Source organism: Bacteroides caecicola (assembly GCF_023337095.1).
GTDB classification, from domain to species: domain Bacteria; phylum Bacteroidota; class Bacteroidia; order Bacteroidales; family Bacteroidaceae; genus Phocaeicola; species Phocaeicola gallinarum.
The window spans coordinates 49,289-73,281 of the sequence record NZ_JAMBLM010000013.1 but is presented as its reverse complement, the minus strand read 5'-3'; the positions used below and the strand labels follow the sequence as shown (position 1 = coordinate 73,281).

17 protein-coding genes, 1 tRNA gene and 2 pseudogenes are annotated in these 23,993 nt (G+C 46.5%); 4 read left to right on the top strand and 16 right to left on the bottom strand.

Translation table 11 applies throughout. The annotated features are described in order from the left end of the window. Positions 1-6: 6 nt before the first annotated feature. The 7 genes from M3085_RS11905 to M3085_RS11875 all read right to left on the bottom strand — a co-directional run bounded on the left by M3085_RS11905 (position 7) and on the right by M3085_RS11875 (position 10,732). Entirely contained in the window at positions 7-3,282 is a 3,276-nt protein-coding gene (locus tag M3085_RS11905) for a SusC/RagA family TonB-linked outer membrane protein (RefSeq protein ID WP_239466586.1), read from the bottom strand. Between the two features lie 771 nt (positions 3,283-4,053). Beyond that, positions 4,054-5,682, bottom strand: coding sequence for a sialidase family protein (locus M3085_RS11900; protein ID WP_204500955.1), 1,629 nt, complete (start codon positions 5,680-5,682; stop codon positions 4,054-4,056). A 15-nt stretch (positions 5,683-5,697) separates the two neighbouring features. Then, positions 5,698-6,144 carry a YhcH/YjgK/YiaL family protein gene (locus M3085_RS11895; RefSeq protein ID WP_191709943.1) on the bottom strand — a complete coding sequence of 149 codons (447 nt, stop codon included), beginning with the start codon at positions 6,142-6,144 and terminating at the stop codon, positions 5,698-5,700. A 26-nt stretch (positions 6,145-6,170) separates the two neighbouring features. Next, positions 6,171-7,403 carry an MFS transporter gene (locus tag M3085_RS11890; protein ID WP_249053100.1) on the bottom strand — a complete coding sequence of 411 codons (1,233 nt, stop codon included), beginning with the start codon at positions 7,401-7,403 and terminating at the stop codon, positions 6,171-6,173. Positions 7,404-7,443: 40 nt separating this feature from the next. Then, positions 7,444-8,628 (bottom strand): AGE family epimerase/isomerase, encoded by a 1,185-nt coding sequence (locus tag M3085_RS11885; protein WP_191709945.1) that lies wholly within the window; start codon positions 8,626-8,628, stop codon positions 7,444-7,446. A 6-nt stretch (positions 8,629-8,634) separates the two neighbouring features. Further along, entirely contained in the window at positions 8,635-9,552 is a 918-nt protein-coding gene (locus tag M3085_RS11880) for a dihydrodipicolinate synthase family protein (RefSeq protein ID WP_191709946.1), read from the bottom strand. Positions 9,553-9,637: 85 nt separating this feature from the next. Next, positions 9,638-10,732, bottom strand: coding sequence for a cyclically-permuted mutarotase family protein (locus tag M3085_RS11875; RefSeq protein WP_249053099.1), 1,095 nt, complete (start codon positions 10,730-10,732; stop codon positions 9,638-9,640). Between the two features lie 384 nt (positions 10,733-11,116). On the opposite strand from M3085_RS11875, the gene M3085_RS11870 reads away from it, so the two are divergent. Next, positions 11,117-12,325, top strand: a complete 1,209-nt coding sequence (locus M3085_RS11870) for an ROK family transcriptional regulator (RefSeq protein WP_191709948.1) — start codon at positions 11,117-11,119, stop codon at positions 12,323-12,325. Between the two features lie 14 nt (positions 12,326-12,339). Continuing rightward, on the top strand, positions 12,340-12,807 hold the full coding sequence (locus tag M3085_RS11865; protein WP_225230899.1) for a flavodoxin: 468 nt from the start codon (positions 12,340-12,342) through the stop codon (positions 12,805-12,807). Positions 12,808-12,881: 74 nt separating this feature from the next. On the opposite strand, the pseudogene M3085_RS11860 reads toward M3085_RS11865, so the two are convergent. Continuing rightward, positions 12,882-13,619: pseudogene (locus M3085_RS11860) on the bottom strand (EFR1 family ferrodoxin); the annotation flags it as partial. A 4-nt stretch (positions 13,620-13,623) separates the two neighbouring features. Between M3085_RS11860 and M3085_RS11855 the strand changes: the two are divergent. Then, positions 13,624-14,625, top strand: a pseudogene (locus M3085_RS11855) (mobilization protein); the annotation flags it as partial. A 198-nt stretch (positions 14,626-14,823) separates the two neighbouring features. Here the strand turns inward: M3085_RS11855 and M3085_RS11850 are convergent. Together M3085_RS11850 and M3085_RS11845 are read right to left on the bottom strand one after the other, a co-directional pair. Next, complete coding sequence (locus M3085_RS11850) at positions 14,824-15,993, bottom strand: iron-containing alcohol dehydrogenase (RefSeq protein ID WP_087249362.1); 1,170 nt, start codon at positions 15,991-15,993, stop codon at positions 14,824-14,826. Positions 15,994-16,267: 274 nt separating this feature from the next. After that, on the bottom strand, positions 16,268-16,813 hold the full coding sequence (locus M3085_RS11845) for an acyltransferase (RefSeq protein WP_317239286.1): 546 nt from the start codon (positions 16,811-16,813) through the stop codon (positions 16,268-16,270). Positions 16,814-17,016: 203 nt separating this feature from the next. On the opposite strand from M3085_RS11845, the gene M3085_RS11840 reads away from it, so the two are divergent. Next, complete coding sequence (locus M3085_RS11840; RefSeq protein WP_204500947.1) at positions 17,017-17,922, top strand: helix-turn-helix domain-containing protein; 906 nt, start codon at positions 17,017-17,019, stop codon at positions 17,920-17,922. 465 nt (positions 17,923-18,387) lie between these two features. On the opposite strand, the gene M3085_RS11835 is transcribed toward M3085_RS11840, so the two are convergent. The 6 genes from M3085_RS11835 to metF all read right to left on the bottom strand — a co-directional run bounded on the left by M3085_RS11835 (position 18,388) and on the right by metF (position 23,910). Further along, on the bottom strand, positions 18,388-19,563 hold the full coding sequence (locus tag M3085_RS11835) for a site-specific integrase (RefSeq protein ID WP_087249356.1): 1,176 nt from the start codon (positions 19,561-19,563) through the stop codon (positions 18,388-18,390). 215 nt (positions 19,564-19,778) lie between these two features. Next, positions 19,779-19,854 (bottom strand) — tRNA-Lys (locus M3085_RS11830). An 87-nt stretch (positions 19,855-19,941) separates the two neighbouring features. After that, positions 19,942-20,463: a gliding motility lipoprotein GldH gene (locus M3085_RS11825; protein WP_239466566.1), complete on the bottom strand. Its 522-nt coding sequence runs from the start codon at positions 20,461-20,463 to the stop codon at positions 19,942-19,944. Further along, complete coding sequence (locus tag M3085_RS11820; protein ID WP_178257022.1) at positions 20,429-21,802, bottom strand: stage 0 sporulation family protein; 1,374 nt, start codon at positions 21,800-21,802, stop codon at positions 20,429-20,431. Before M3085_RS11820 ends, M3085_RS11825 begins: the two co-directional genes overlap by 35 nt. Before the next feature lie 8 nt (positions 21,803-21,810). Then, positions 21,811-22,938 (bottom strand): DNA polymerase III subunit delta', encoded by a 1,128-nt coding sequence (gene holB, locus M3085_RS11815; protein ID WP_191709959.1) that lies wholly within the window; start codon positions 22,936-22,938, stop codon positions 21,811-21,813. An 18-nt stretch (positions 22,939-22,956) separates the two neighbouring features. Then, the gene (gene metF / locus M3085_RS11810; RefSeq protein ID WP_178257024.1) at positions 22,957-23,910 is read right to left on the bottom strand and encodes a methylenetetrahydrofolate reductase [NAD(P)H]; all 954 of its coding nucleotides are present in this window, start codon (positions 23,908-23,910) and stop codon (positions 22,957-22,959) included. Between the last annotated feature and the right edge of the window lie 83 nt (positions 23,911-23,993).

Here is a 23,993-nt window from a genome sequence, read left to right as displayed (position 1 = left end):
AATAATTTAGAATGTTACAGATAAACCAAACAATACGGTTCTCGGAGTAGGATAACGTCCGTTATCAATACCGCGACCATAAACAGTTGAGAGTGCCGGTTCGGGTGATACACCGTCATAGCCTGTAATGTAGAACAGGTTCTGTCCGGTTACATATACTTGTGCATCGGTCATTCCCGCTTTGCTTATCCATTTTTTCGGCAGGTTATAGCTTAATGTAATCTCGCGCAGTGCCAAGTAGTCACCCTTTTCATAGAAGCGTGAACTGTTGTTGTCTACTGCCGTATTTCCGTTATTTGAACGGGTGATGTTTTTCTTGTTCAACTGGTCGGCGTAAGTAAATACCGGAAGGTCGGTGTCAGGATTGGTTTCACTCCACATGTCGTGAACTTGCGTAATGATGTTAAACTGTCCCTGATACTGTCCGAGTGAGCGGGCTTTCAAGTCATTATAAATCGTATGACCCAAAGCGTAGTCGAAACGTGCGTATAATGACCAGTTTTTATATGAGAGGGTAGTTGAAAGTCCACCGGTTACTTTCGGGAAAATGTTTCCTACCACATCGCGGTCGAGGCTGTTGATTTTTCCGTCTTGGTTGATATCTTTCCAGCAAACGTCTCCCGGTTCGATGGGTTTCCATCCATCCGATTCAGCGTAGGTCACTCCCGTGTTCGGGTTGATTTGGTCTGCCATGCCCGGTCCGTAAAGGTTGGCAACTTCATCGATAACCATGTTGGCGTTAGCGCGTACATCGTCCCAGTCTCTGAATACGTGGTGTTGTACGTAACCTACCAAGTCGCCTAACTTACCACCTTCTCTATAACCGCCAATCCATTTGGTAGGAGTGGTTCCGGTTTCGGGATCGTACGGTCCGGCTGCAACTTCGTATCCGTCTATTTGGTTAAACGGTTTGTCGCTTGTAGGCAGTTGCAAAACCTTGTTCGATACAGAAGTAAGGTTTGCCGAAACTTCCCAGTTGAACCCGTCGGGATTAGAGAGAATGTTTGCTCTTACTTCCATTTCGAAACCAGAGTTGCGCAGTTTACCCAAGTTGGTCTTCATGCTTGAGAAACCGGTATATGCCGGCAGGTTCACATCAGTAAGCAAATCATCGGTAGTTCGGTTATAGTAGTCCAAAATAAACGCCAAGCGGTTGTTGAAGAATCCTAAGTCCAAACCAGCTTCGAACGAGCGGCTCTGTTCCCATCTCAAACCGGTGTTTATCAACGTTGAGTTGTAATATCCGGTTGCACCGTTGTAGTTACCGGCTCCGATTTGTCTGTAAACTCCGTAAATGTCGAAGTTTCCGATTCCGTTTACGTTACCGTTTACACCGTAACTCAAACGCGGTTTGATGTTGCTGATAACATCGGCTACTTTAGATTCTTTCCAGAAATCTTCTTCAGTAACATTCCATCCTACGGAAACACCCGGGAAGAAACCCCAACGGTTGTCTTTCAAACGTGAGATACCGTCGTAACGTGCTACCAATGATACGAGGTATTTCATTTGATAGTTGTAATTCACACGTCCGAATACGGAAGCAATACGATACCCCGTCTTGTTTGAAGTGGTATAAGTACGTGTCGCTCCGGCGTTCAGCGTCGGGATGTCGTCGGTCGGTGAATTTTGGGTTCTTGCCTCCATTGTAAATTCATTATACCCGAAATATTCACTACCTAACATGACATCCAAGTTATGGCTGTCTTTGAACGTGTCGCGATAGTTCAACGTTCCGTTGACCTGTATCTGGGTGTAACGCTGTATCTGCGCAGTTGCTTCGCGCGTATTGGTCGGGGTATCCGATGTCTGTGTCTGATATGACTTGTTGAATGATTCATACTGGTAGTCATAATGGTAGAGAGATGAGTTACCGCTCAATGTAAGTTTCTTGGGGATGATGTCCAAATCGAATCCGAAATTGTAAGTTGCCTTGCGCGTTCCGTCTTCGCTGGTAAGCCTTTCTCTGTAATATTCCGGATTACCGTCGCCCGTGCCCCATCCTGATGCCGGTGTGCCGTCTTCGTTATACGGATTCCATGTAGGACGTTGTGAGCGCGTACGGTAGAATAATTCGTATGAACCAATCCACAACGACGGCTGTTGAGACCATGTATAAGTAGCTCCTCCTTTTACATTTAAGAAGGGGAATATCTTATATGTTCCGCTGACAGAACCGTTGAAACGCTTGTAGCCTGTTCCCTGAATCTGACCATCTTCCTTGTAATATCCCATGCTGGCGATGTAAGTACCCTTGTCGTTACCGCCGGTGATGTTGATGTAATGGTCTTGGGTCAGCGCTGTTTTGTCGAACACGGCGTCGTCTAACATGCCGCTGTAATCCTTGTAAAGCAACTGTTGTCCTTCGTAGTACGGGTCATCCATAACCAGCCATCCTTCATTCTGGAGGTGAGAGTTTTCGCTGGTAAGGTATTGAACATCAATCAAGTTGTTTTGCGTACCGTAACCCGTTTGCGTATCTACGCTGGCAGCACCCGGCACGTTGTTGGTATACCGCTTGTAACCCAAACGGTTATAGTAGATATAATCGTGTGCGTTACAGAAGTCGTACCCCATGCGGGCAAAGTTTACACCTAATTTGAATTTATAGTTTACAGTAGCTTTCCCTTCTTTTCCGCTTTTCGTTTCAACCAAGATAACACCTCCGTTGGCACGCGCTCCGTAGATAGCTGTTGAAGCAGCATCTTTCAATACCTGTATCGATTCGATGTCTGAGGGGTTGATGTCGCTCATGCTGTCGCGGATAATACCATCGACAACGATTAACGCTCTACTGTTTCCACCCGTAATGGTTGCACCGCCTCGAAGGGTAATATCAGGTTCTGCACCCGGCTGTCCGGTGGTGTTTACTACACGCAGACCGGTTACCGAACCTTGCAGCGCCTGTCCTACGTTACTCATCGCCGCGTTTTTGATAACTTGGTCGTCCATTTTAGAGATGGCGGTAGTCAATGCCGCACGTTTTTGTGAGCCACCGTATCCGGTTACCACCACTTCGTCAAGAATCTCTGTATCTTCTTTTAATACAATGCTGAGAGGTTCGCCGTTCCAAACCATCGATTGGGTAGCATAACCGATAAATGAAATTTCGATAACGTCCCCTTTGTTTACGTTCGACAAGGCGAAATTGCCATCCAAATCAGTTATCGTACCGTTTGTTGTTCCTTTTACTACAACCGAAGCACCGATAACCGCTTCACCTGTTGCGTCTTTCACAATACCTTGACATGTGGCGGCCTGTTGTGTGATGCTGACTGCCATCTCGTCGTTAGTGGGTGTAGCGTTGACTATCCCGGTAGATATGCTACCTAAAAACAGCAACATGCTAACTGACTTAAATCTTTTATTCATACTTATTGAGTGTATTAGGTTAAAACTCATGATTGGTGTCTTGCCGAAACGTTAACAAAAGGTCAACTTTATAAAAACTGGGTTTGACAGGGCAAATATATAAATATATTTTCATAACGAAGAATGTTTTGAAAGAATATTTTATTAACAACCCAACTTTTTATGTTTTACATTTTTTTATTAGGGCGTTTGTATATGTTTCATTTTAGTTAATAGCTTATTTTGTCAGAATGTAATTTTGAAATTTATGGCTGTGAAAATGTTACTGTTGTTTGAGAGCCATGATTTAACATTTAAAGAGCAAGGTTGGCTTTTGTGGAGCGATGGCTTTCGTTTGTCGGATTAGGAAAGCGGCTATTGGTTTATCCCGCGAAACGCTACGGTTTGTTTGGGGTATTTCATGCGGATAAGTCTTCCGGTTTTACCCATAGGGATGACTTGCTTTTCGAATAGAAATTTTAATACTTTTGGAGGCTGAAAAGTAACAGTCTTTATATATAAGGCATTGTTGCGTATTTGTTCAATCAGAATCTAAGGCTGAAAGTAATAATTTTTGTGTACAAGACGATGAATGTAAAAAAACGGCAGGTAAAAAAGCGCTGTTTTTACCTGCCGCAACTGATAAATAATTACTAATGCTAAGAGCTCGTTTAAATTATCCAATAAGTTGTTTTGGGCTTCTTATTCTCGGATAATGTCTTTCAGCTTTATACTTTGGAAAGTCATGTGGGCTACACTGCTTTCATACAGTATGCCTATGGTTTCTTTGTCAATCATGGTAAGACATGAATAACCCCAGTTATACCCTTCGTCTAACAGGAGTTGATGTTCCGCGCTCCAAGTTTTTCCTCCGTCGGTACTGATTTTGATGGTCATATCTTTTCGTTCGCTGGTAGAGTTGGGGTTCGAGAATATCAGCAAGTCTTTGCCAAGCGCGTTGTCTTTGGCTTTTACACTGATGAGGCTCGCCATACATACCGGTTCAATCAGTGCCGTGCGTGAAGACTCGTGTTCTTTCCACGTCTTGCCCAAATCGGTAGTAGTATATACAGCCCGGCTTCCGCCCCGGTTGTCTCGCATGTTGAGCATGAGCGTTCCCGGTTCCACTTCGGCAACTTGCGCTTCCGTGGTGTTGGTGCGGGCGTGGTTGTGGATGTGCCATGTAGCTCCCCGGTCTTTGCTATACATGATGCCGGCGTTCGGGATGCGCGTTTTGTCGATATACTGTATCGGGAAAACCAGTGTACCGTCTTGCATGGTGATTCCTCTTCCCGGCCCTTGTAACAAGAAGTACCATTCGGGCAGTTTCACCTGTTCGGTAACGTTGATGGGTGCCGACCATGTTTTGCCATCGTCCGTGCTCTTCGCCATTACCAGTTGTGCCGTATGGTTCAAATCCATGCCCGGATGCGAACTCCACCATGCGCGCTGGTTGCCCATGCCGTGTGTCCATGCCGCCACAATCCAAACCGTATTGGTTTTGGTATCTACCAAGATAGAAGGGTCGCCCACTCCGTTTTGAGCCGCCGGCAGTCCGTCGTATTCACCAAACGATAGTGGCAGACGCATCTTTTCCCACGTTTTTCCTCCGTCGGTACTCCGGCTCAAACCAATGTCGATATGCTCCTGCAAATCTACGCTGCTGTTATAACGTACGTCGTACACGCCCAAAAGCGTACCCTTGTTGGTCGTAACCAATCCGGGGATACGGAAAGCCGCGGAGCCGTCATCGCCGGCATGACGCACGCCTACGCCCATTCTTCTCACCACTTTGCCTTTGCTCATGTCTTTTACGGGAATAGACTTGCCGTCGGCTTCGATTTGCGAGATTTGCGCACAAACTTTGGTGTGCAGCGAAGCCGAAGGTTTCATCTCGATGCTCACCCAAAAGAAGTTATATCCGGGGAACAGTTTTTGGTTTCCTTCCAGCTTCACGGTGTTCGAAGTAGGAGATACCTCCGATTTTTTTACGGAATAAGACGGATTTGCCGCCAGTGTACGTCCGGGGTTATTGCTTGATATGTATTCTACCGGAGCAAAGCGTTTCTTTCCTCTGTCTTGCGATGCTTCGGTGCCGCCATAATACAGTTTTACCGATTTTATCTGTGAGGTCGGTACTTCTTTGTCGAACGTCAGGGTAACGTTATCCAGCGTTTGGGTCTGCTTGGCATCAAGACGCATGTAAAGTAATACATTGTCATTCCGCTCTATCAGGATGGGCACTTGAGGAGCTTTGACAAAAACCGTGTCGGATGCCTGTAAGCCGATAAATGAAAACAATCCGAGTAGTAGGGATAATAGTTTCTTCATGGTGTTGCAGTATGATTAGATTTTTATTTTACCGATAAGTTTCTTTATTTTCCCCTCGCCGATGATGGGAGCATGAGGGTCTTCGGGGAAAGCAATCAGAAATTCTCCCGGACGGAGCGTTACGCAGGCGGTAGGCTTGTCAGCGTACAGCGCACAGTCGCCTTCCTTTTCGTAAGGCTTGATTTCGTGGGTAAGGTCTTCTATCGCTTTCCACCCGATGGTTTCCGTTCCTTCAAGCAGCAGGTGGATGTCAATGTAATCGCGGTGCAACTCCAATACTTGTTTATCGGCAGGTACACATTCCGGATTGATATGGTTAATAAACACGTCGTCTCCCTGAACTTCGATGCGTCCGTATTCGGCATTCAGCAGGTCGTGAGTCTTGACGTAATCGAAAAATGTTTTGAAAAGCGGATGTAACGCCTCTATTCTATCACTGTGAGTCAGGTTTGAAACTATCATAATGATTCGTGTATGTATAGGTTTTTTTATTCAATATTATCTGTTTTCGGGCGTAAGAAGTAAAGCTGTGCGCAAAGTGCCGCAGCCACTACAATCGCCAGCATGGCAAATCCCATTCCCAAGTTGCCGCCGTCGGTCCACTGTCCCAGCAGGTCGGTGATAAGAGCCCCCGCAAATACGCCCGTCATGTTCATGATGCCGTATGCCGTGGCGCGTTGCCGGGCAGAAACAAACTGGCATAGGATAGGCATGTTATTCGCATCGAAGATTCCGTAACCGATACCGAATAGCAATCCCGCACCGATGACGGCAACGATGTGATGTCCGAATCCGAGCAGCAACAGCGAAGGAATGGTCAGCCCAAGTCCGATAGCTCCGGTGTAGACACGTCCACGCAGGTTCTTCTGTACCCAGCGGTCGGATAAACTTCCGCCCACTATCACACCGATAAACGAAGACACGGCGATGGTAATGGTCGAAATCGGTCCGGCTTCAGCCATCGGGAGATTCAGGTTCTCGGCAAACAGCGTGGGAAGCCAGTTCTTGGTAGCCCATCCCGGCAGGCTGGGCGCAGCGAAATAAAACAAGATAACCCAGAAAGCCACGTTGCCGAACAGTTTCTTCAAGCCCTTTCCCAGACTTTCTTTCTGAGGAGACTCTGCAAGCGGTTTGTCCGGGATGACTTCCATTTTCTTATCTTTTAAGAACAACATCAGTATGACCGCGTATGCAATTCCGATGATTCCGAACCAGTGGAAGGTAGTGTGCCAAGAAAAAGCAGCAGCCACCGTTGCCCCGAATCCTCCAATCGCCTGTCCCGTATAAAGTCCGGTCATGTGTATTCCCACGGCAAGCGAACGCGAACGCCCTGTATGATAATCGGCGATGAGTGAAAGTCCGGCAGGTATGTACAGCGCTTCGCTGATACCCATGATGGCACGCAGCCAGAATATCTGATGATATGTGTCGGCAATCCCCATCAGGTAAGTCACTCCCGACCACACGAACAAACTTCCTACTATCAGCCATTTTCTGTTAAGACGGTCGGCTATCATCCCCGCAAAGGGACTCATGATACCGTAAATCCAAAGAAATACAGCCATCAGCCTTCCGAAATTGGTTGCAGATTGTAGTTCCACGATGTCTATCTGCATGGCGTCTTTCATGGTACTCAGCATTTGCCGGTCCATATAGTTTAACAGCGCTACGCCCCACAATAAAGCCACTACAACCCACGGGTAAATTTTTGTATTTTTCATGTCGTATCAATTTTCTGTTTACAAAATGGAACTTGCCGGATTATTTTCCGGCAAGTATTTCTTGGCATAAAGTATATGCTTTGGTCATCATTCGAGGGATATGGAACGGCCCTTTGAACAGATTGCCTTTTGCAGGTTGCGCCACCGAACCGTCGCGATGCAGGTAACCATACCATTCGCCGTATTCATGGTCGGGGAAATGAGCGTATGTCCATTCGCTGATTTGACGGTGCATCTGCAAGTATTTCGGGTCTTGAGTGAGTTTATAAGCATATAGCGTAGCGATGATTGACTCGGTTTGAGGCCACCAGAACTTCATATCCTGCGAATAGTCTTGTGCGGGCAAGTTCTTGCAATCCCGGAAGTTGATGATACCGCCGAACTCTTTATCCCATCCCCATTCCCATGACCAGTCGAGGATGGTAAGTCCTAAATCAATCAACTCTTTGTCGTTGCCACGGTCACGTGCCACATCGAAGAGGAACCAAGACGTTTCGATACAGTGCCCCGGATTGATGGTTCGTCCGTTGATGGTATCGATAAATTCACCATTCGGACCTACCGTCTCCAGCAAAGCCTTAAATTCCGGATGGATAAAATAGTTCTTAAGCGCCTGTAATGATTCGTTTATTTGTTGGTCTAATTCCGGGTCACTAATCACTTTTTTGACACAGCTTGCCACATTAATCATAATCATGGTGATAGAGTGTCCCTGCATCTGTACCGTAGGCAGGTATTTGGGTTCCAATATACCCGGAGTATGAAGGAAGCGCCGCATGTCTTTAAACACTTCCAATGCCTTTTGCGCATAGCTTTGGTCTCCGGTAGCCAGTGCATATTCAGCCATGGCAATGGCGGCGAAACTTTCAGAGAATACATATCTTCTCTTTCTCAACGGCGTTCCGTCTGCCATTACTTCGAAATACATTCTTCTGTCTTTGTCAAAACAATGAGCCTCGATGAAGTCGAGTGTACTTTTCGCTGCGTCCAGCCATTCCTGTTTCTGTTCTATGTGATTATAAGCAAAACAGCAGGTAAAGGCAAATCGTCCTTGAAACCATACCGATTTGGTCGAATCCATCAGCTCTCCTTTACGGTCAACACACGTGTAAACACCCCCGTGTGTCTTGTCGAGTCCGTGTTCCATCCAGAACGGCATGATATCGTTGAGCATATCTTCTTTATACAGATTAGCCCAATAACTGAGGTAAGAATCAAGGTTCATGGCAGCTTAGAATTTATTGCAACGTTCAAAGAAATTGATAGCTTCCAGTTCCGCCTTCATGCGTGCTTCTTCCTCGTCGGTCATGTTTTGGAACGGCGTGCGGTTTTTACCCAAATCCAAACCGATGAGTTTCATGATACGCTTGCCGGCTACGATATTGCCGCGATAGTGACAGATAACATTGATTACCGCCTGCGAGAAGTTTTGCAGTTCGCGTGCCTTTTCAATGTCATTGTTTTTCCATGCCTCGATGATGCCCACCAAGTTTTTGCCGTTATAGTTTGTAGTGCCGCCTATTCCGCCTTGCGCTCCACCCATGGCCAGTGCCGGAAGAATTGTTTCATCTTGTCCGTGAAGCATGTCGTATTTGCCGTTCTTGTATAAGCGGCATTGGTTATATTCGTAAATGCTTTCGTAAGTATATTTGATTCCGGCGAAATTCGGGATACGTCCGTCTACAGCCTCCAAGAACGCAGGCATCGGGAGATAAGCGCCGTTGAATGCCGGAATGTGATAATAATAGAAAGGCAGGTTGGGTGCTCCTGCTGCTATCTCTTCACAGTATTTTACCAATTCTTCAATTCGGCCTACTTTGGGGAAAGGAGGAGCCATTGCGCCGATACCCCAAGCTCCGATTTTTTGTGCGTGTTCGGCAAGCATCTTGCTTGCTTTTACACAACAGCTTCCTACGTGTACGATTACTTTGAAACCTTCAGGAGCGACTTCAATCCATCGTTCAGCCAATTTCATGCGTTCTTCTTCGGTCAGCATGTATCCCTCGCCTGATGAACCGTTAATGAATACGCCTTTCAGACCGTTTTTAGCCAGCATCTGCGCATATTTTTCAATGGGTTCATAGTTCACTTCTCCATTTTCGTAAAAGGGAGTGAACGGAGCATCAATTAATCCAATGATTCTTTCCATAACAGCTTATTTTGTAAATAAATTTATTTAATAAGGCAAAAATAAGGATATTTATTTTATAATCCAATCTTTTACCTCTTTATTTTTATCTAATTAGGCTTTTTATATCCGGCAAAATAATAATCTCAGGGGTACGGATGCCCGGTTTGATTTCTCCGCATATCATATACAGGCAGTCGTTGTGATACAGCAATATGCCTCCTGCGCGAGCCATTCCGAATGTATTGGGGTGAACTGACCATTTTTTCTGTTTGAAATTAAAGAACAGAACATCATCGTTGAATTTATACCACATCGGATTTTTGCGCATGTAATTTTTATCGGTTTTTCCTTCGATAGCGTTTTTGAAAATGGTGTAATTAACTCCTCCGGTAAGGATGAAATGGGTGGACGTTTGTGTGCCTGCTCCTCCAACCAAGCAACGTTTTTCACCGTCTTCCTCGTTAGGTATTTCCGAGAAATACTCCCATTGATTACGTTCCGTATTAAAGCATAAGATGTCGTCCGACAAGATACTTTCCGTTTCTTTCGTGGGAGCTTGAAATCCTCCTGCCAAATACAAATGGCGACGGTCGTTGACAAGTATCGGCTGGGTTCGTTGCGGTCCGGGATAGGAGGGCAATGTTTCCCATCCTGTTCCTGAATTCAGATTAAACCGGAAGAGTGATTTTCCTTTATTCTGCTGGTTTCCTCCGGTTAGGTAAATGACATTGTTTATTGCTGTCGCCGATGCATTGTCGATTGTTTGAGGCAATGAGGGAAGTGTGCGTATGGAAAAACCGCGTTTGTTCTTTTGGGGCTCGATCAGAAAAACGCTCGTAAGACACGAATCGGCATTCATGCCTCCTATGCAAACCAATCCTTGTGTGGTCTCTACCGCACAACCGTATGCCACAGGCAGAGGCAAGTCGGTTATTTGTGTCCACTCCGGAGCCTTTGAGCGTGTGTTTATGGCATAACATTCCTTATAATACACTTTACTTCCTCCGTCGGCGGCCGGCTTGGTGGGGAAATTACATCCTCCGCCTACTATCAGCCAATCTCCAATGAATCCGGCGAAAGGAGCTGAAACACCTTTCTCTATGGGGTAGTTGGGGAGTTGGAAAGAGTTGAAGTTGTCGGCGTAAGCGTATGCTTTCGATAAGATAACAAGGGTAAGAAATAGCATTAATTTTTTCATACTGTTAGATGATTTTTGTGATTTGGTTGCTCTAAAGTAATGAAAAAAATCTGTCGGGCGCTCATAAAAGAGATGTTTTTCTATTTTATGCTTGATAATGAGGTTGTTCTGCTGGCTCTAAAATAATTGTTTTATCCGGACTGACCCGGCTTGAAACGCTATTCGGAGAACCGGCTAACTCTATTCGGAGAACCGGTCAACACTACCGCATGAAATGAATAACACTAACGGTTGCGTTTTTTTGGGGGATGGCGGTCTCTGATTTTTACGTGTGCTTTCGCCGCGTGGGAAAATCTAAATAAGTTCAATTAATGTTTAAATCCGGTTGGTTCGTTTAAGATAATTGTGTATTTTAGCCTCCTCTAACTGCAAAATAACATTTTTATGGTACATAAGTTGATAGAGGAGTTAGGAAGCGGAACGAAAGGTATGATGACCCATAAGCGGATTATTTCTTATCTGATGCATAACCATTTTTCTACGATTCCTGACTTAGCGAAAGAAATTGATTTGAGTGTACCTACGGTAACCAAGTTCGTGATGGAAATGGTTGAATCGGGGTACATTGTCAACTACGGGAAACAGGAAACCAGTGAAGGACGACCGCCTAATGTGTATGGCTTGAATCCCGATGCTGCCTATACCGTGGGGGTAGACATCAAAACGTTTTGTTTGAACATCGGTTTGATGAACTTTACAGGCGATATGGTGGACTGTCAGATAGGGGTGGACTGCCAGCTTGAGAATAACCAGAACGGGCTGGAAACGCTGGTTCGCCATATAACCGACTTTCTTGACAGGCATAACAGCGTGAGAGACAAGATTCTCCAGATCGGTGTGAATATATCCGGTCGTGTCAACCCTGAGCAGGGATACAGTTACAGTATGTTCAATTTCGAAGAACGTCCGCTGTGTGAGGTGCTGAGCGACAGAATCGGCATTCCTGTCAGAATCGATAACGACACCCGTGCCATGGCGTATGGAGAGCTTTTGAAAGGTGCGGTTCAGGGAGAAAAGAACATTGTCTTCATCAATATCAGTTGGGGACTTGGAGCTGCTTTTATTATTGATGGGAAAATGTACGAAGGACGTTCCGGATTTTCAGGTGAGTTCGGACATTTCAGCGTATTCGATAATGAGATTATCTGTCGATGCGGCAAAAAGGGATGCTTGGAGACTGAGGTTTCCGGGCAGGCGCTTCACCGTCTGCTTTGCGAGAAAGTAAGAGATGGGCAAAACTCCATTCTTGCGCAAAAGATTCTTTCGGCTACCGATGAAGTGACGTTGGAAGAAATCGTAGAAGCCACCAATAAGGAGGACATGTTGTGCATCGAGCTGGTGGAAGAGATTGGGCGAAAACTCGGACGGTATTTGGCAGGATTGATTAATCTGTTTAATCCCGAACTGGTTGTCATTGGAGGAAGTTTGGCCCAGACGGAAGATTATATATTGCAACCCGTAAAGACAGCAGTGCGTAAATACTCATTGAACCTTGTAAACCGTGATTCGGCGATTATTTTATCGAAATTGCAAAATAAAGCAGGAATGGTAGGCGCTTGCTTGCTGGCGCGGAATGACCTGTTCGAATTATAATTGCAAGCCGTGTCTTGGTAAACGGCAAACTCTATGGTAATACGGAATATGTGGCAACCCTTATCAGCCAAAAAACGGGTGGGGATTTGTTTCAGATAAAAACCGAACAAACCTATCCCGGTACGCATAAAGAACTGATTGACGCAGCCAAAAAAGAAGCCGACGGAAAGGTACGCCCGAAACTGGCTACCCATATCAGGAATCTGAAGGATTACGATGTGATATTCGTCGGTTTCCCTAACTGGTGGTATGACATGCCGATGCCTCTTTATTCGTTTTTCGATGAATACGATTTTACGGGCAAAACACTGATACCTTTCTGTACGCATGGAGGCAGCCGCTTCTCACAGACAGAGAAAACCATTGCTTCGTTGGAGAAAGGTGCTAAAATGCGGAAAGGACTTGCCATCTCACGCAACAACGTGGGTGCATCCGAAACATCTGTACAAAATTGGTTGCAGAAAATGGGCTTCGGCCAATAGTAACTCGGCTTGGCAAGTCTCACCCCGGATGAAATATATCTGCAAATCCGGGGTGAGACAATCTGTTTTCAGTGCTACTGACGGTTCGATGCCTTGATGTCCCACAGTGAAACATGCTCGTTACGGTATCGCGCCTCCGGATTCTTCTCACCGTTTCTTACAAGCAGATTGCGTTCGCCTTTTGAAAACCCGATAGCTTTTTGCGGGCAGTTCTGTATGCAGGCGAAACAGAATTCGCAATCGCCTTCCATTTTTACACCCTGTGAAGTCATTTTGTAGTTGCCCCTCGGACATACCTCTACGCAAGCGGCACAACCGATACAGCGGTCGGTTACAACGAAATAATCCTGACAAAGCAGTTGAAAACCTTTTGCCGGGTCAAGTCCGGTCCGTTGCAGAAACTCCTGATGCTGCATCCGTTCTTCTTCCGTCACCGGTTCGTGCCACTTCCGTTTATGCGAAAGGTCTTCCGATATGCGCCGGAGGTTTGCAGGGATTCCCTTATCTATCTTTATCTGTTCATTCATGTCGAAATTGGGCAGCCAGTTGTCCACCATTATCATCGTGGTGATATAATCGAACGGATTGCCTGCCTCCTGCGAAATCCGCTGCCAAATCTCTGCAGCGTCGCATTTGCGGTTGCCGTACGTTAAGATGGCAAACTTATAAGATGCCTTCAGCTTCGCCTGCTTGATGAAGTTCCGTACCATATTGGGAGGCATGTGCCCATAGATGGGATAAACAACCCCGATTTCGTCGGCTTCGAAATAATACCTGCTTTGTTTGACCATTTGAGGGATGCTGAGTATTTCCGTCTGCAAGCTGGACGAGAAAGCCATGAGCGAGATGCAGACCATTTTGGCTGAGTGCTTGGATATGGAAAGGGGCATCTCAAAGGAGGTGACGGAAAAGGAACATTTGGAGCGCACGGATTTCATTCTTGCCAAGCAGAAGCAGGAAGCGGAGCAGGCCGAAGCCAAGAAGAGAGCCGCCCTCGCCGCAAAGGAGAAAGCCGAGACGGAACGGCAGTTCATTGAGGGTGAGAACAAGGCGAAAGAGAAATACCGCCAATCCCTTGACAAAGACATTGCCGAAAAGGAACGTCAGTTAAAAGACGAGCGCAAGGCGAAAATGGACAGCATATTGGACAGTGTAAGTAGCCTTGTCGGGGTGGGCAAATTCGCAGCAATCGAAAAGGAAAACGCCAAGCTGAAAGCCGAGAACGAGCGCATCAGAAAAGCCTTTCCCGATGCCGTCAACAAGGAAGTTGAGAAGAGGACAAAAGTACTTGCAACGGAGAAACAGAATGCAGAAACCGAACGGGACAGGGCTTTGATGCAGAGCCGTTCACTTGCCATTGAAAGGGACAAGGCGGTACGGCAGCTTCAGGAGCAAAAGGACGGCGAGCGGCAGCGCATTGACTTTACCGTAAGCCGTGCCACGGCGGAGAAAGACAAGACAATCCGCCTGTTACAGGATGCGCTGAAAGCGAGTCGGGATATTCTTAATTTGCTTGCCGGCATTCTCTACAAGGCAAGTGAAGTCTTTAAGCAAGCCATTGATGCGATTATCCATTTCGGCACGGAGTGCCACAAGTCTTTCTTTGCCCCGTCCGAAGCAGCCGACATCAAAAGCGTGATGCAGGAGTACGGAGAAACAACCGAACAGCAAAATGCGGTCGGAGCATGGCTTTGTGGTTATGCGGAGAGCCGACAGCCTTTTGACGAAATTAAACATCGCCATACACTCAAAGAGGTTGGCGATGTGGCGAAGGGGAAGTATGATTGGAAAATAGAACGAAAACAATTAAGACTGTGAAGTACAACAGTCTTATTATGTGGTTACTTTGCGGAGGCTGTGTCTTGTCGCTTAAAGAAATAGGGCAAAATGGAAATGGCAATCCTTTCCCATTTTGCCCAAACTGTTATTTTGCGCCTTAGCTGTGGGAAAAGAAAGTATGTGCCACAGCGTAAGCATTACGATGGATAATGCTTTTGATTTCTGTCTGAAGACGGTTTATCTATAAGACTTACGGTATATTTCCACACAGTCCTCGTGCGACATTTCCACTGGGTCTGCCATGAAGAGTCCGGCGGTAGTTTCACGGGCGTTCTTGGCAAACTGTTCAAATTCATCTGGACGTATGCCATAGTCTGACATCTTCAGTCCGTCCACATCGCAGGCACGTTGCAAATCGACGAGTGCCTTCACGAAGTCCATAGGTTCTCCGGCGTCCTCTTTACCAAGCATCTTCGCCATGTCAATGAACCGTTCGCCACGGACGTTGTGGTTGATGAAATAGGTATAATATTCGCGCGAAATCATAATCAGTCCGGCGCCATGCGGCAGAGCCGGATGATAGGCGCTCATCGCATGTTCCATGGCATGCTCGCTGGTGCATGAGCCAGTCATCATGGCATACCCTGACATGGTGTTGGCAAAAGCCACGTGTTCACGGGCTTCCATGTCGTGCCCGTCTTTTACGGCACGGGCGAGGTATTTGCCTACGTTTTCAATGGTTGCACGGGCCACCATGTCGCACATCAGGTTGGACGCGCGGCTAATGTAGCATTCAGTGGCTTGCAGCAATGTGTCAAAGCCCTGGTAAGCCGTGAATGTCGGCGGAACAGTTGCCATCAGTTCCGGGTCGACGATGGACAATGTCGGGAAGAGAACAGGGTACACAATGCCCATTTTCTCGTTGGTGTCGGGATTGTTGACCACACCGCCGCAATCCACTTCCGAACCCGTACCGGCTGTCGTGGTAATGGCAACGATGGGCAGAGGATGGTTTTCAATAGGTTTCCCTTTACCCGTACCGCCTTGCACATAGTCCCACAGGTCTCCGTCGTTGGTTGCCATCAAGGCTATGGCCTTTGACGCATCCATCACGCTGCCTCCGCCCAACGCTACCACGAAATCACACTGTGCCTCACGCGCCGTTGCTGCACCCTCCATGATTACGGGCTTCAGCGGGTTGGCGCCGATTTTGTCGAACACCACATAATCAGCACCTGCCGATTTCAGTTGGTTTTCCGTGCGCTCCAGATAACCGTTGGCACGCATTGACTTTCCGTTTGATATGACCAGCAGCGCTTTCTTTCCGGGCAGCTGCTGTTTGCCCAATTCATTCAATGCCCCTTGTCCGAAGTACCACAAGGTGGGCATAAAAACCTTAAAACTCATACAAGATCCTTTCTTTATTTTAATATTACTTCATCAGTTGGCGATATTATTGTCAGCTGCACGCCGACGGTTACGGTTTCAAAAGGTGGTCTTTCTGTCTTCGAGACATGGTCTTTTACCTTTTAATAGACGGTCTTTTGCAGTTTAAAAGGTCGTCTCTTGCAAGCCTGCCGGAAGCAAGTGAAAACCGTAAGTATAAGCCGTCTTAATGTAACAAACCGGAAGTGTCTGCCGCAACGGGCACAAATAATCACGCCAACGATTTATTACTGTTTTATTTCTCAAACTTTTCCTTGTCCAAATACTTGACCACTTTGGCCGGATTTCCTACCACAACGGCGTAAGGCGGCACGTCCTTTGTTACGACGCTGGCTGCACCTACTATGGCATATTCGCCCACCGTAATGCCCGGCAAAATGGTACTGCCTGCCCCAATCCATGCGCCGCAGCAGATATGAATGGGCTTGCAGAGCAACAGTGGACGGTCGTAAGGGTCGTGATTGTTGGTGATGAGCTGTGTGTTGGCGGCTATCATGGCGTCATCGTCGATAGTGATGCCTCCGGCGGACATCATCAGGCAGTTGCTCATTACCATTACGCCTTTGCCTATCTTCACGGGGCGCGCAAGCACGAGTGTGAGCGGTGCCGTCACCATGCTGCCTTCGCCAATGTTGTCCTGAAACAGTTCGTGAAGCACGGCATTGTACTCGTCGGTGCCGGGCATCGTATGGTTCAGTTTGAATACCAGGCGGGCGGTGCGCTGACCGTCGTCATCACGTTCCTTATCGGGAATTCTGATGTCAATTACTTTTTCTTCCATTTTATCTGCGTTTATTTAAAATATAATTTCTTTATTCTATTGCTGGTGCAAAGGTACGCCAAACACAGAAATTCATCCTTATACGGATTACAGAAAGGAATAGATGTTTTACAGAAATGCTTCTTTTACCGCATAATAATCAATTATTCGGCAGTAATAATCAATATTTTCAGTATCTTTGCGTTCATTGAAAGGAAAGAATCATGAGTGACATTTTAGACTTGAGAACAATAGACGATTACAACCAGTTTCATGGACTTGAAACGCAGCATCCGCTGGTAAGTTTAGCCGATTTCTCAAAAATGGAGAAGTGCCCCCACCGCCGAATGCGTTTAGGCTTTTATGCCATTCTGCTGAAAGACGAAATATACGGACCGCTGACTTACGGACGCAACAAGTATGACTATGAGGCAGGCACGCTGGTCTTTATTGCACCCGGTCAGGTGATAGGAATTGATGACGGCGGATATACGCCGCACCCGCAGGGCTATGGTTTGTTTTTCCATCCTGATCTGACACGTGGCACATCGCTCGCCCACAAGATGAAGGACTATACATTCTTCTCATACGAAGTGAATGAGGCTCTGCACATGTCAGAACGCGAACGGCAGACCGTATTCAACTGTTTCGGTGAGATAGAAGAGGAACTCAGGCACGACATTGACAAGCACAGCAGGAGTATCATCGTTTCCAATATTGAGGTGCTGCTCAACAACTGCCTCCGTTTCTACGACCGCCAGTTCGCCACCCGTTCCGTCATTAACAGTGATGTGCTGACCCGCTTCCGTACGCTGCTGAACGATTATTTCAATTCCGACAGACCTGAGGAGCAGGGATTGCCTTCGGTGGCATGGTGTGCCGACCAGCTACATTTCTCCGCCAACTATTTCGGAGACATGGTAAAGATGCAGACTGGGAAATCCGCCATTGAATGCATCCATCAAGCAGTCATTGACAAAGTAAAAGACCTTCTTCTTGAAACAGACAAGACAATCAGCGAGATAGCCTACGAAACCGGCTTCAAATATCCCCAGCACCTGACCAGGCTGTTCAAGAGTACAGCCGGATGCGCCCCGAAAGAATATCGGGAAAATGCCGGAACCCTATAAACAAAATCTTTTTTCAGTAACGCTTGACCGTACGGCTATATAGCCATGGTCAGGCGTTTCTTTCAATAATAATTCTTCTTCGTGTTTGGCTGGCTAACTCAAACATTAACAAATTCAATTCATCAGCCATACTACCTTTGTCTGCTATTACTTATAATTGCGGTATTTAAGACTTGAACAACACCACAGACTTCCATATCGGGGCGAGATGTTTCCTTGCTTGCATAAAGTGATTGACTTTTGCCAATCAAGACTCTACTTTGAATGTCAAGGCAAGCAGACATTCGCGAAATGCTGGGGAGTATAGCAAAGTTCTCACAAAGAACTGATGATATACTTGATTTATAGTTTATTTGTACCATTTTTGGCCCACTATCCATATAACATTTAGAGTGTATAGAGGGGTCGTCATTTTAACGACCCCCTCTCGATATAAGCACCTTAGCTCTTACTTGCGGTAATTTTTTATTTCCAAACCCTGAACATCCTATCTCCAATGTTCTGCGACACATATTGCATGGGCAGTTTCGCATAGATTTCGGTTGTCCTTATAGAGGTATGCCCCATCATAATTTGCAGCACCTCTTTGGATATTCCTTGCCCAAGAGCCACCGTACAGGCGAATGTATGGCGGGCAATATGTGTGGTTAAAGGAAAAGGACAGCCGAGAGCCAAGCCTATGCCTTTAAGGAATTGATTGTACTTCTGATTGGAGGTTATCTCCATATTGAAGTTGTTACGCTCCAAGATTTTCCGTGTGATGGGCAGGATAGGTGTGACAAACTCATTTCCTGTCTTTATGCGGTGACCGTCAATGTAGTCCTTACCGTCAATGGAAACAACGTGCTGCTCGTAGTCAAATGATTTGGCATCGCTGTATGCCATGCCTGTAAAAGTCTGGAAGAGGAAGAAATCAAGATACTTGTTCATTACTGCATCCGTGCTCTCCTCTCGCATACGGATTAGCTTTTTCAGTTGAGCTTCGGTAAGGTGAGGACGGTCACTTTTCTCCCCACGCTTGTCTTGGAACCGCTCGTATGGGTTCTCTTTGATGAGCCCAAGGCGGAAAGCTTCGGACACATACGACTTGAACCGCTTGTGGTAGTTGTGGATGGCTGCCTGACTTCTGACGATTGGTTTGCCTTTGGTGGTATAGGTCTGTTCTTCCCTGATGAAAAGATCAAACTGATAGATATGTTGCAGGGTTACATCATCAAAAGTCTTGAACTTGCCGAAACGTTCAAGTGCTTTGTAGGTGGTCAGATGTCCCTTTCGAGTACCTTCACGGAGCGGACGATTATTAATACGCTCCCTAAGCCACGCCATAAAGTTACGGCGGTTGCCGCCGTCCGCACTCAAGTAGGTCTTGAATTGAGCGATAGTCATATCGTCCTTGTTCACCTGCATGGCGATAAGGATATGCTCGAATTCGGTTACTTTTTTCTGGATTTCCTCGTTGATGACAACGGCACGCGGATGATTCACCACCACCCCATTCTCCCATTGGTCAAGGGTAACGCTATGCCCTGAATGGAAATAACAGCGTTCACGCTGGAGACAGACCACAATTTCGATAGCTCCCGCCACTGTTGCCGTGGCTTTCTTCTTCCGGTTGAAGAACAATCTTACGTACTTACTCATAATGGTAACACATTTGTGAGATTGGTAACACAGCTATGGTAACACAAAACCCGTCCAAAAGGGGCTTTTTACGTCCAAGTGTGTCGCTTTTTCTCGTTTTTTTTGATGGTGTCACCACCTTTTATGCTGCCTCAAAAGAAGATGTAACTAATTGAACGCCAGCAGTATTATACGAATTAAAAAGAAAAGGTCTTCACCTCTGAAGACCTTTTCTTTGGTGATCCAGCTGGGGCTCGAACCCAGGACCCCAACATTAAAAGTGTTGTGCTCTACCTGCTGAGCTACTGAATCAATCCGTATTGCAGTCATTTCCTGATTGCGGGTGCAAAGATATGTATATTTTTTTAATTGGCAAAATATTGGGTGAAAAATATTTTCTTATGGCTTGATTAAGCAAATTCCAACATCGCTTATCCCCATTAATGAAGGGGTTCTCATTAAGTGGACAATGTGTAGACGAGCGGATGATGGGTGAAGGATTTCAAACGGTTTGTCGTAGACATAGGTATGCTGGTGTAAATTCCCCGTTGTTCCGCCGTCGAGCTGTCTTCCTTCTTCATCTGCAAGATATAAATGTATCGTATCTGTTTCATACGTCAGGCTGTCTTTCCAGTTTTGGCTGACGCTTAACCAGATATCCCGATAGGGATAATTCCCGAAATTTCTTATGTTTATTTCTAACCGATAAGTTTCAGGATGCAAATGCTGAGGGAGTTCATAGCTTAACGTATCTTGTTTATACCATCCTTTCTCAAAAGAGACTGAATGGTATGAACAATATACTCTGTTGTTTTGACAAGCCGTTAACAGGCAGGCAAATAGTAAAGCGTATAATAATAATTTGCCTGTCTGTTTATTAATGAGTTTACGCCTGAACATCCGGCACTGTTTTTGTTTCATTATTCGGCTTTTTGTTTCCATCGTTGTTATTTGCCCGTTTGTTTCCACCGTTACGTTTGTTGTTATTCCGGTTATTTCGGTTAGCGCGCGGTGTTTCGTTACTTGTTGCAGCTGCGGGTTGTTGAGCTTGGTTTTGACGCGGTTGCCGATTTTTGTCTTTGGGCGGATGGTTGTCTGCTTGTGGCTTAGCCTTCGGAGCAGCCTCCTGTTTTGTGGAGACGGAAGGAGGATTGGGTGTTGCCGATTTGTTCTTTTTCTTTCGGTTTTTCCCGTTTTTGCTCTTGTCAAAGCGGGTCAGACTTTCCTGTTCCAGTAAGTCTTTAGACTGTTTGGGCTCTGCGGTAAACTTCTCTTCGAGCAATTTCGCCGGCTTCTCTCCCCGTTTATTCATATTGATTATTTCAAATGCACGTCTTGCCGAAATCGTAGCTTCATTAGCTAAGAAACTCTTGTCGGTACTGTAAGTTACTGTACCTTTTAAAATGTCAGCTTTGAAATAATAATAAGTAGCATCTGCTGTCTCAAGGGTGATTTCTTTGCTTGGCAGACGCTTCAGGCACTCTACATAAGCATCTACTTCGTAGTTCAGACAACATTTCAGTTTGGCACACTGTCCTGCCAGCTTCTGAGGATTCAAAGAAATATCTTGAAAGCGGGCTGCTCCGGTAGATACAGAAACGAAGTTGGTCATCCATGTGGCGCAACACAGTTCGCGTCCGCAAGGGCCTATTCCTCCGATGCGTCCAGCTTCTTGGCGGGCTCCGATTTGCTTCATCTCAATACGTACGCGGAATGTCTCTGCCAATACTTTTATCAGTTGGCGGAAGTCTACGCGCTCATCGGCTATGTAATAAAAGATAGCTTTGTTTCCGTCGCCTTGATATTCCACATCGCCAATCTTCATTTGCAGTCCGAGGTTTTCGGCTATTTTGCGTGAACGTATCATCGTATCGTGTTCGCGCGATTTTGCTTCCTCGTATTTCTCCATGTCTACCGGTTTGGCTTTACGGTACACGCGGCGTATTTCGGCATCCGGCTTGATATTTGCCTTCCGCATTTGCAGGGGAACGAGGCGACCGGTTAGCGTAACCGTACCGATGTCGTGTCCCGGACTTGCTTCCACCGCCACGATGTCTCCTTTTTCCAGATGAAGACGGTTGCTGTTTTTATAGTATCCCTTGCGGGTATTTTTGAACTGAACTTCCACCATGTCTTGCTCTTCCGCATTTCCGGGGATGTCTGCAAGCCAGTCGTAAGTGTTCAGCTTGTTATTCTGTCGTCCGCAGCCGCCGCAACATAAACGGCCGCTTCCGTTTTTTAGTTTAAATTCGTTGTTCATTGTTTCTCTTATTGTTTTAGTTCCACTATAATCCGCAGTGCCAAGTCGAAGAATATCATTTTTGGATTCACGTTTTGTTCTACATGAATCTGGGCTTCTTCCATCAGTGCGGATATGGATAATATATTTCGTTCGTTAATATACGGCGCAAAGCGGGAGGCAAACTGGCTTTCATCGGCGTTGAGATAAACCATTTGCGGAAGGCGGAAGTTGTACATAAAGTTTTCGCGTAACATCCGTTGGCAATACTCCAAGAATGATTTCTGTCGTTCGCGCCCTATGGCTGCTACCTGTTCGCTCCATGCTTTCAGGTTGCGTACGTCACGGCGGTAAGCTGTACGCATCAGTGTGATAAATAGCTCGAAATAGTTCCGCTGCTCTTCGCTCAGCCGAATGTTTTCCATAGCCCTTAGCAGACTTCCGGCAGAGCGGCGTGCGATGTCTTGAGCATCTGTTTGGGGGAGCATGTAGCGCTGTTCCAGATACCCGGCAAGCGTGCTTTCATCAAGCGGACGGAGGTTAATGCGCTGGGTGCGGCTGACGATGGTAGGCAGTAACTGCGACGGGTCTTCGCTTACCAATAAGAATACAGTGTGCTGTGGAGGCTCTTCCAACAGCTTTAACAGCTTGTTGGCACATTCGGCATTCATCTTTTCGGGCAGCCAGATAAGCATTATCTTGTAACCGCCGAGGCTGGATTTCAGCGACAGCTTGCGCTGTATCTCGTCGCTTTCGCGGACGTAAATCTGAGGCTGCTGGTTGCCCGCCTCAATCATGTTCATCCAGACACTTAAGTCGGTATAAAGCTGGCGGTGAAGCATTTCGCGCCATTGCGGGAGGAAGTCATCGCATACAGAGTCACGTCCCGCTTTTCGTTTGATAATCGGGAACACGAAATGCAAATCAGGATGAGTCAGCTTATTCATCATGACGCACGACGGACATTCTCCACACGCATCGTCGGCTTGAGGATGATTGCAGAGCAAATAGCGGGATACAGCCAGTGCGAGTGGAAGTTTGCCACAGCCTGCTGTTCCTGTCAGCAGCAAGGCATGAGCCAACTTTCCGTGACGTATGTCATGTATCAACTGTTGCTTCACGGTTTCTTGTCCGAGTACATCTCTGAAGAATGGCATATAGCGGTAATGTCTTAATCAATAAATTTCACGCGCAATGTCTCTTACGCTTTCTACAGCTCCTACCGTGTAGAAGTGGATGCTGGGCACACCTTGTTCTATCAGTTCACGGCATTGGTAAATACACCATTCCGTCCCCAATATACGCGCCTCTTGGTCGGTGCGGCACTTGATGGCTTCCGAGGCAAGCTCTTCCGGAAGGTCTACCTTGAAGGTTTTCGGAATCATGGATATTTGAGACAATTTGGTAAACGGCTTGATACCCGGAATGATGGGAACGTTGATGCCAGCTTTGCGTGCCCGTTCCACGAAGTCGAAATAACGGCGGTTGTCGTAAAAAAGCTGAGTTACGGCATATTCCGCTCCTGCCTCTATTTTTCGGGAGAGCCAATACAGGTCTTGTTCAGGGTTAGGCGATTCTTCGTGTTTCTCCGGATAACATGCCACCCCGTAGCTGAACGGTTGCAGCGGAGCTTTGATAGGTGAGCCGTCGACAAACACTCCCCGGTTGAAATCGTTGATTTGTTCTTCCAGTTCAATAGCATGGCTGTTTCCGCCCGGTTCGGGAGTGAATGACGATTCATGTTTCGCCTTGTCGCCGCGCAATACCAGCAAGTCGGTGATTCCCAAAAACTGCAAGTCGAGCAACATGTATTCCGTATCTTCGCGGGTAAATCCGCTGCACAACATGTGAGGGACAACGGTGATGTTATAACGGTTTTGTATGGCGGCAGCCACGGCAACCGTCCCCGGACGTCGGCGCAAGCGGTCGCGTCGGAACAGTCCGTCGCCCAGTTCGCGGTAAACGTATTCGCTACGGTGAGTAGTGATATTGATGTATTTCGGGTCGAATTCGCGCAATGAGTCGATGTCGGCATATACTTTTTCGATACCTGTACCCTTTAGCGGGGGCAGGATTTCGAATGAGAACGCGGTCTTTTCAGTAGATTTTATTAAGTCGATTACTCTCATCGTATCAAATATATATTCTTATTCCAAATTAGTTATTTGGGCAAAAATAAGAAAAAAAAGTGAGATAAATGCAGGAATTTGCA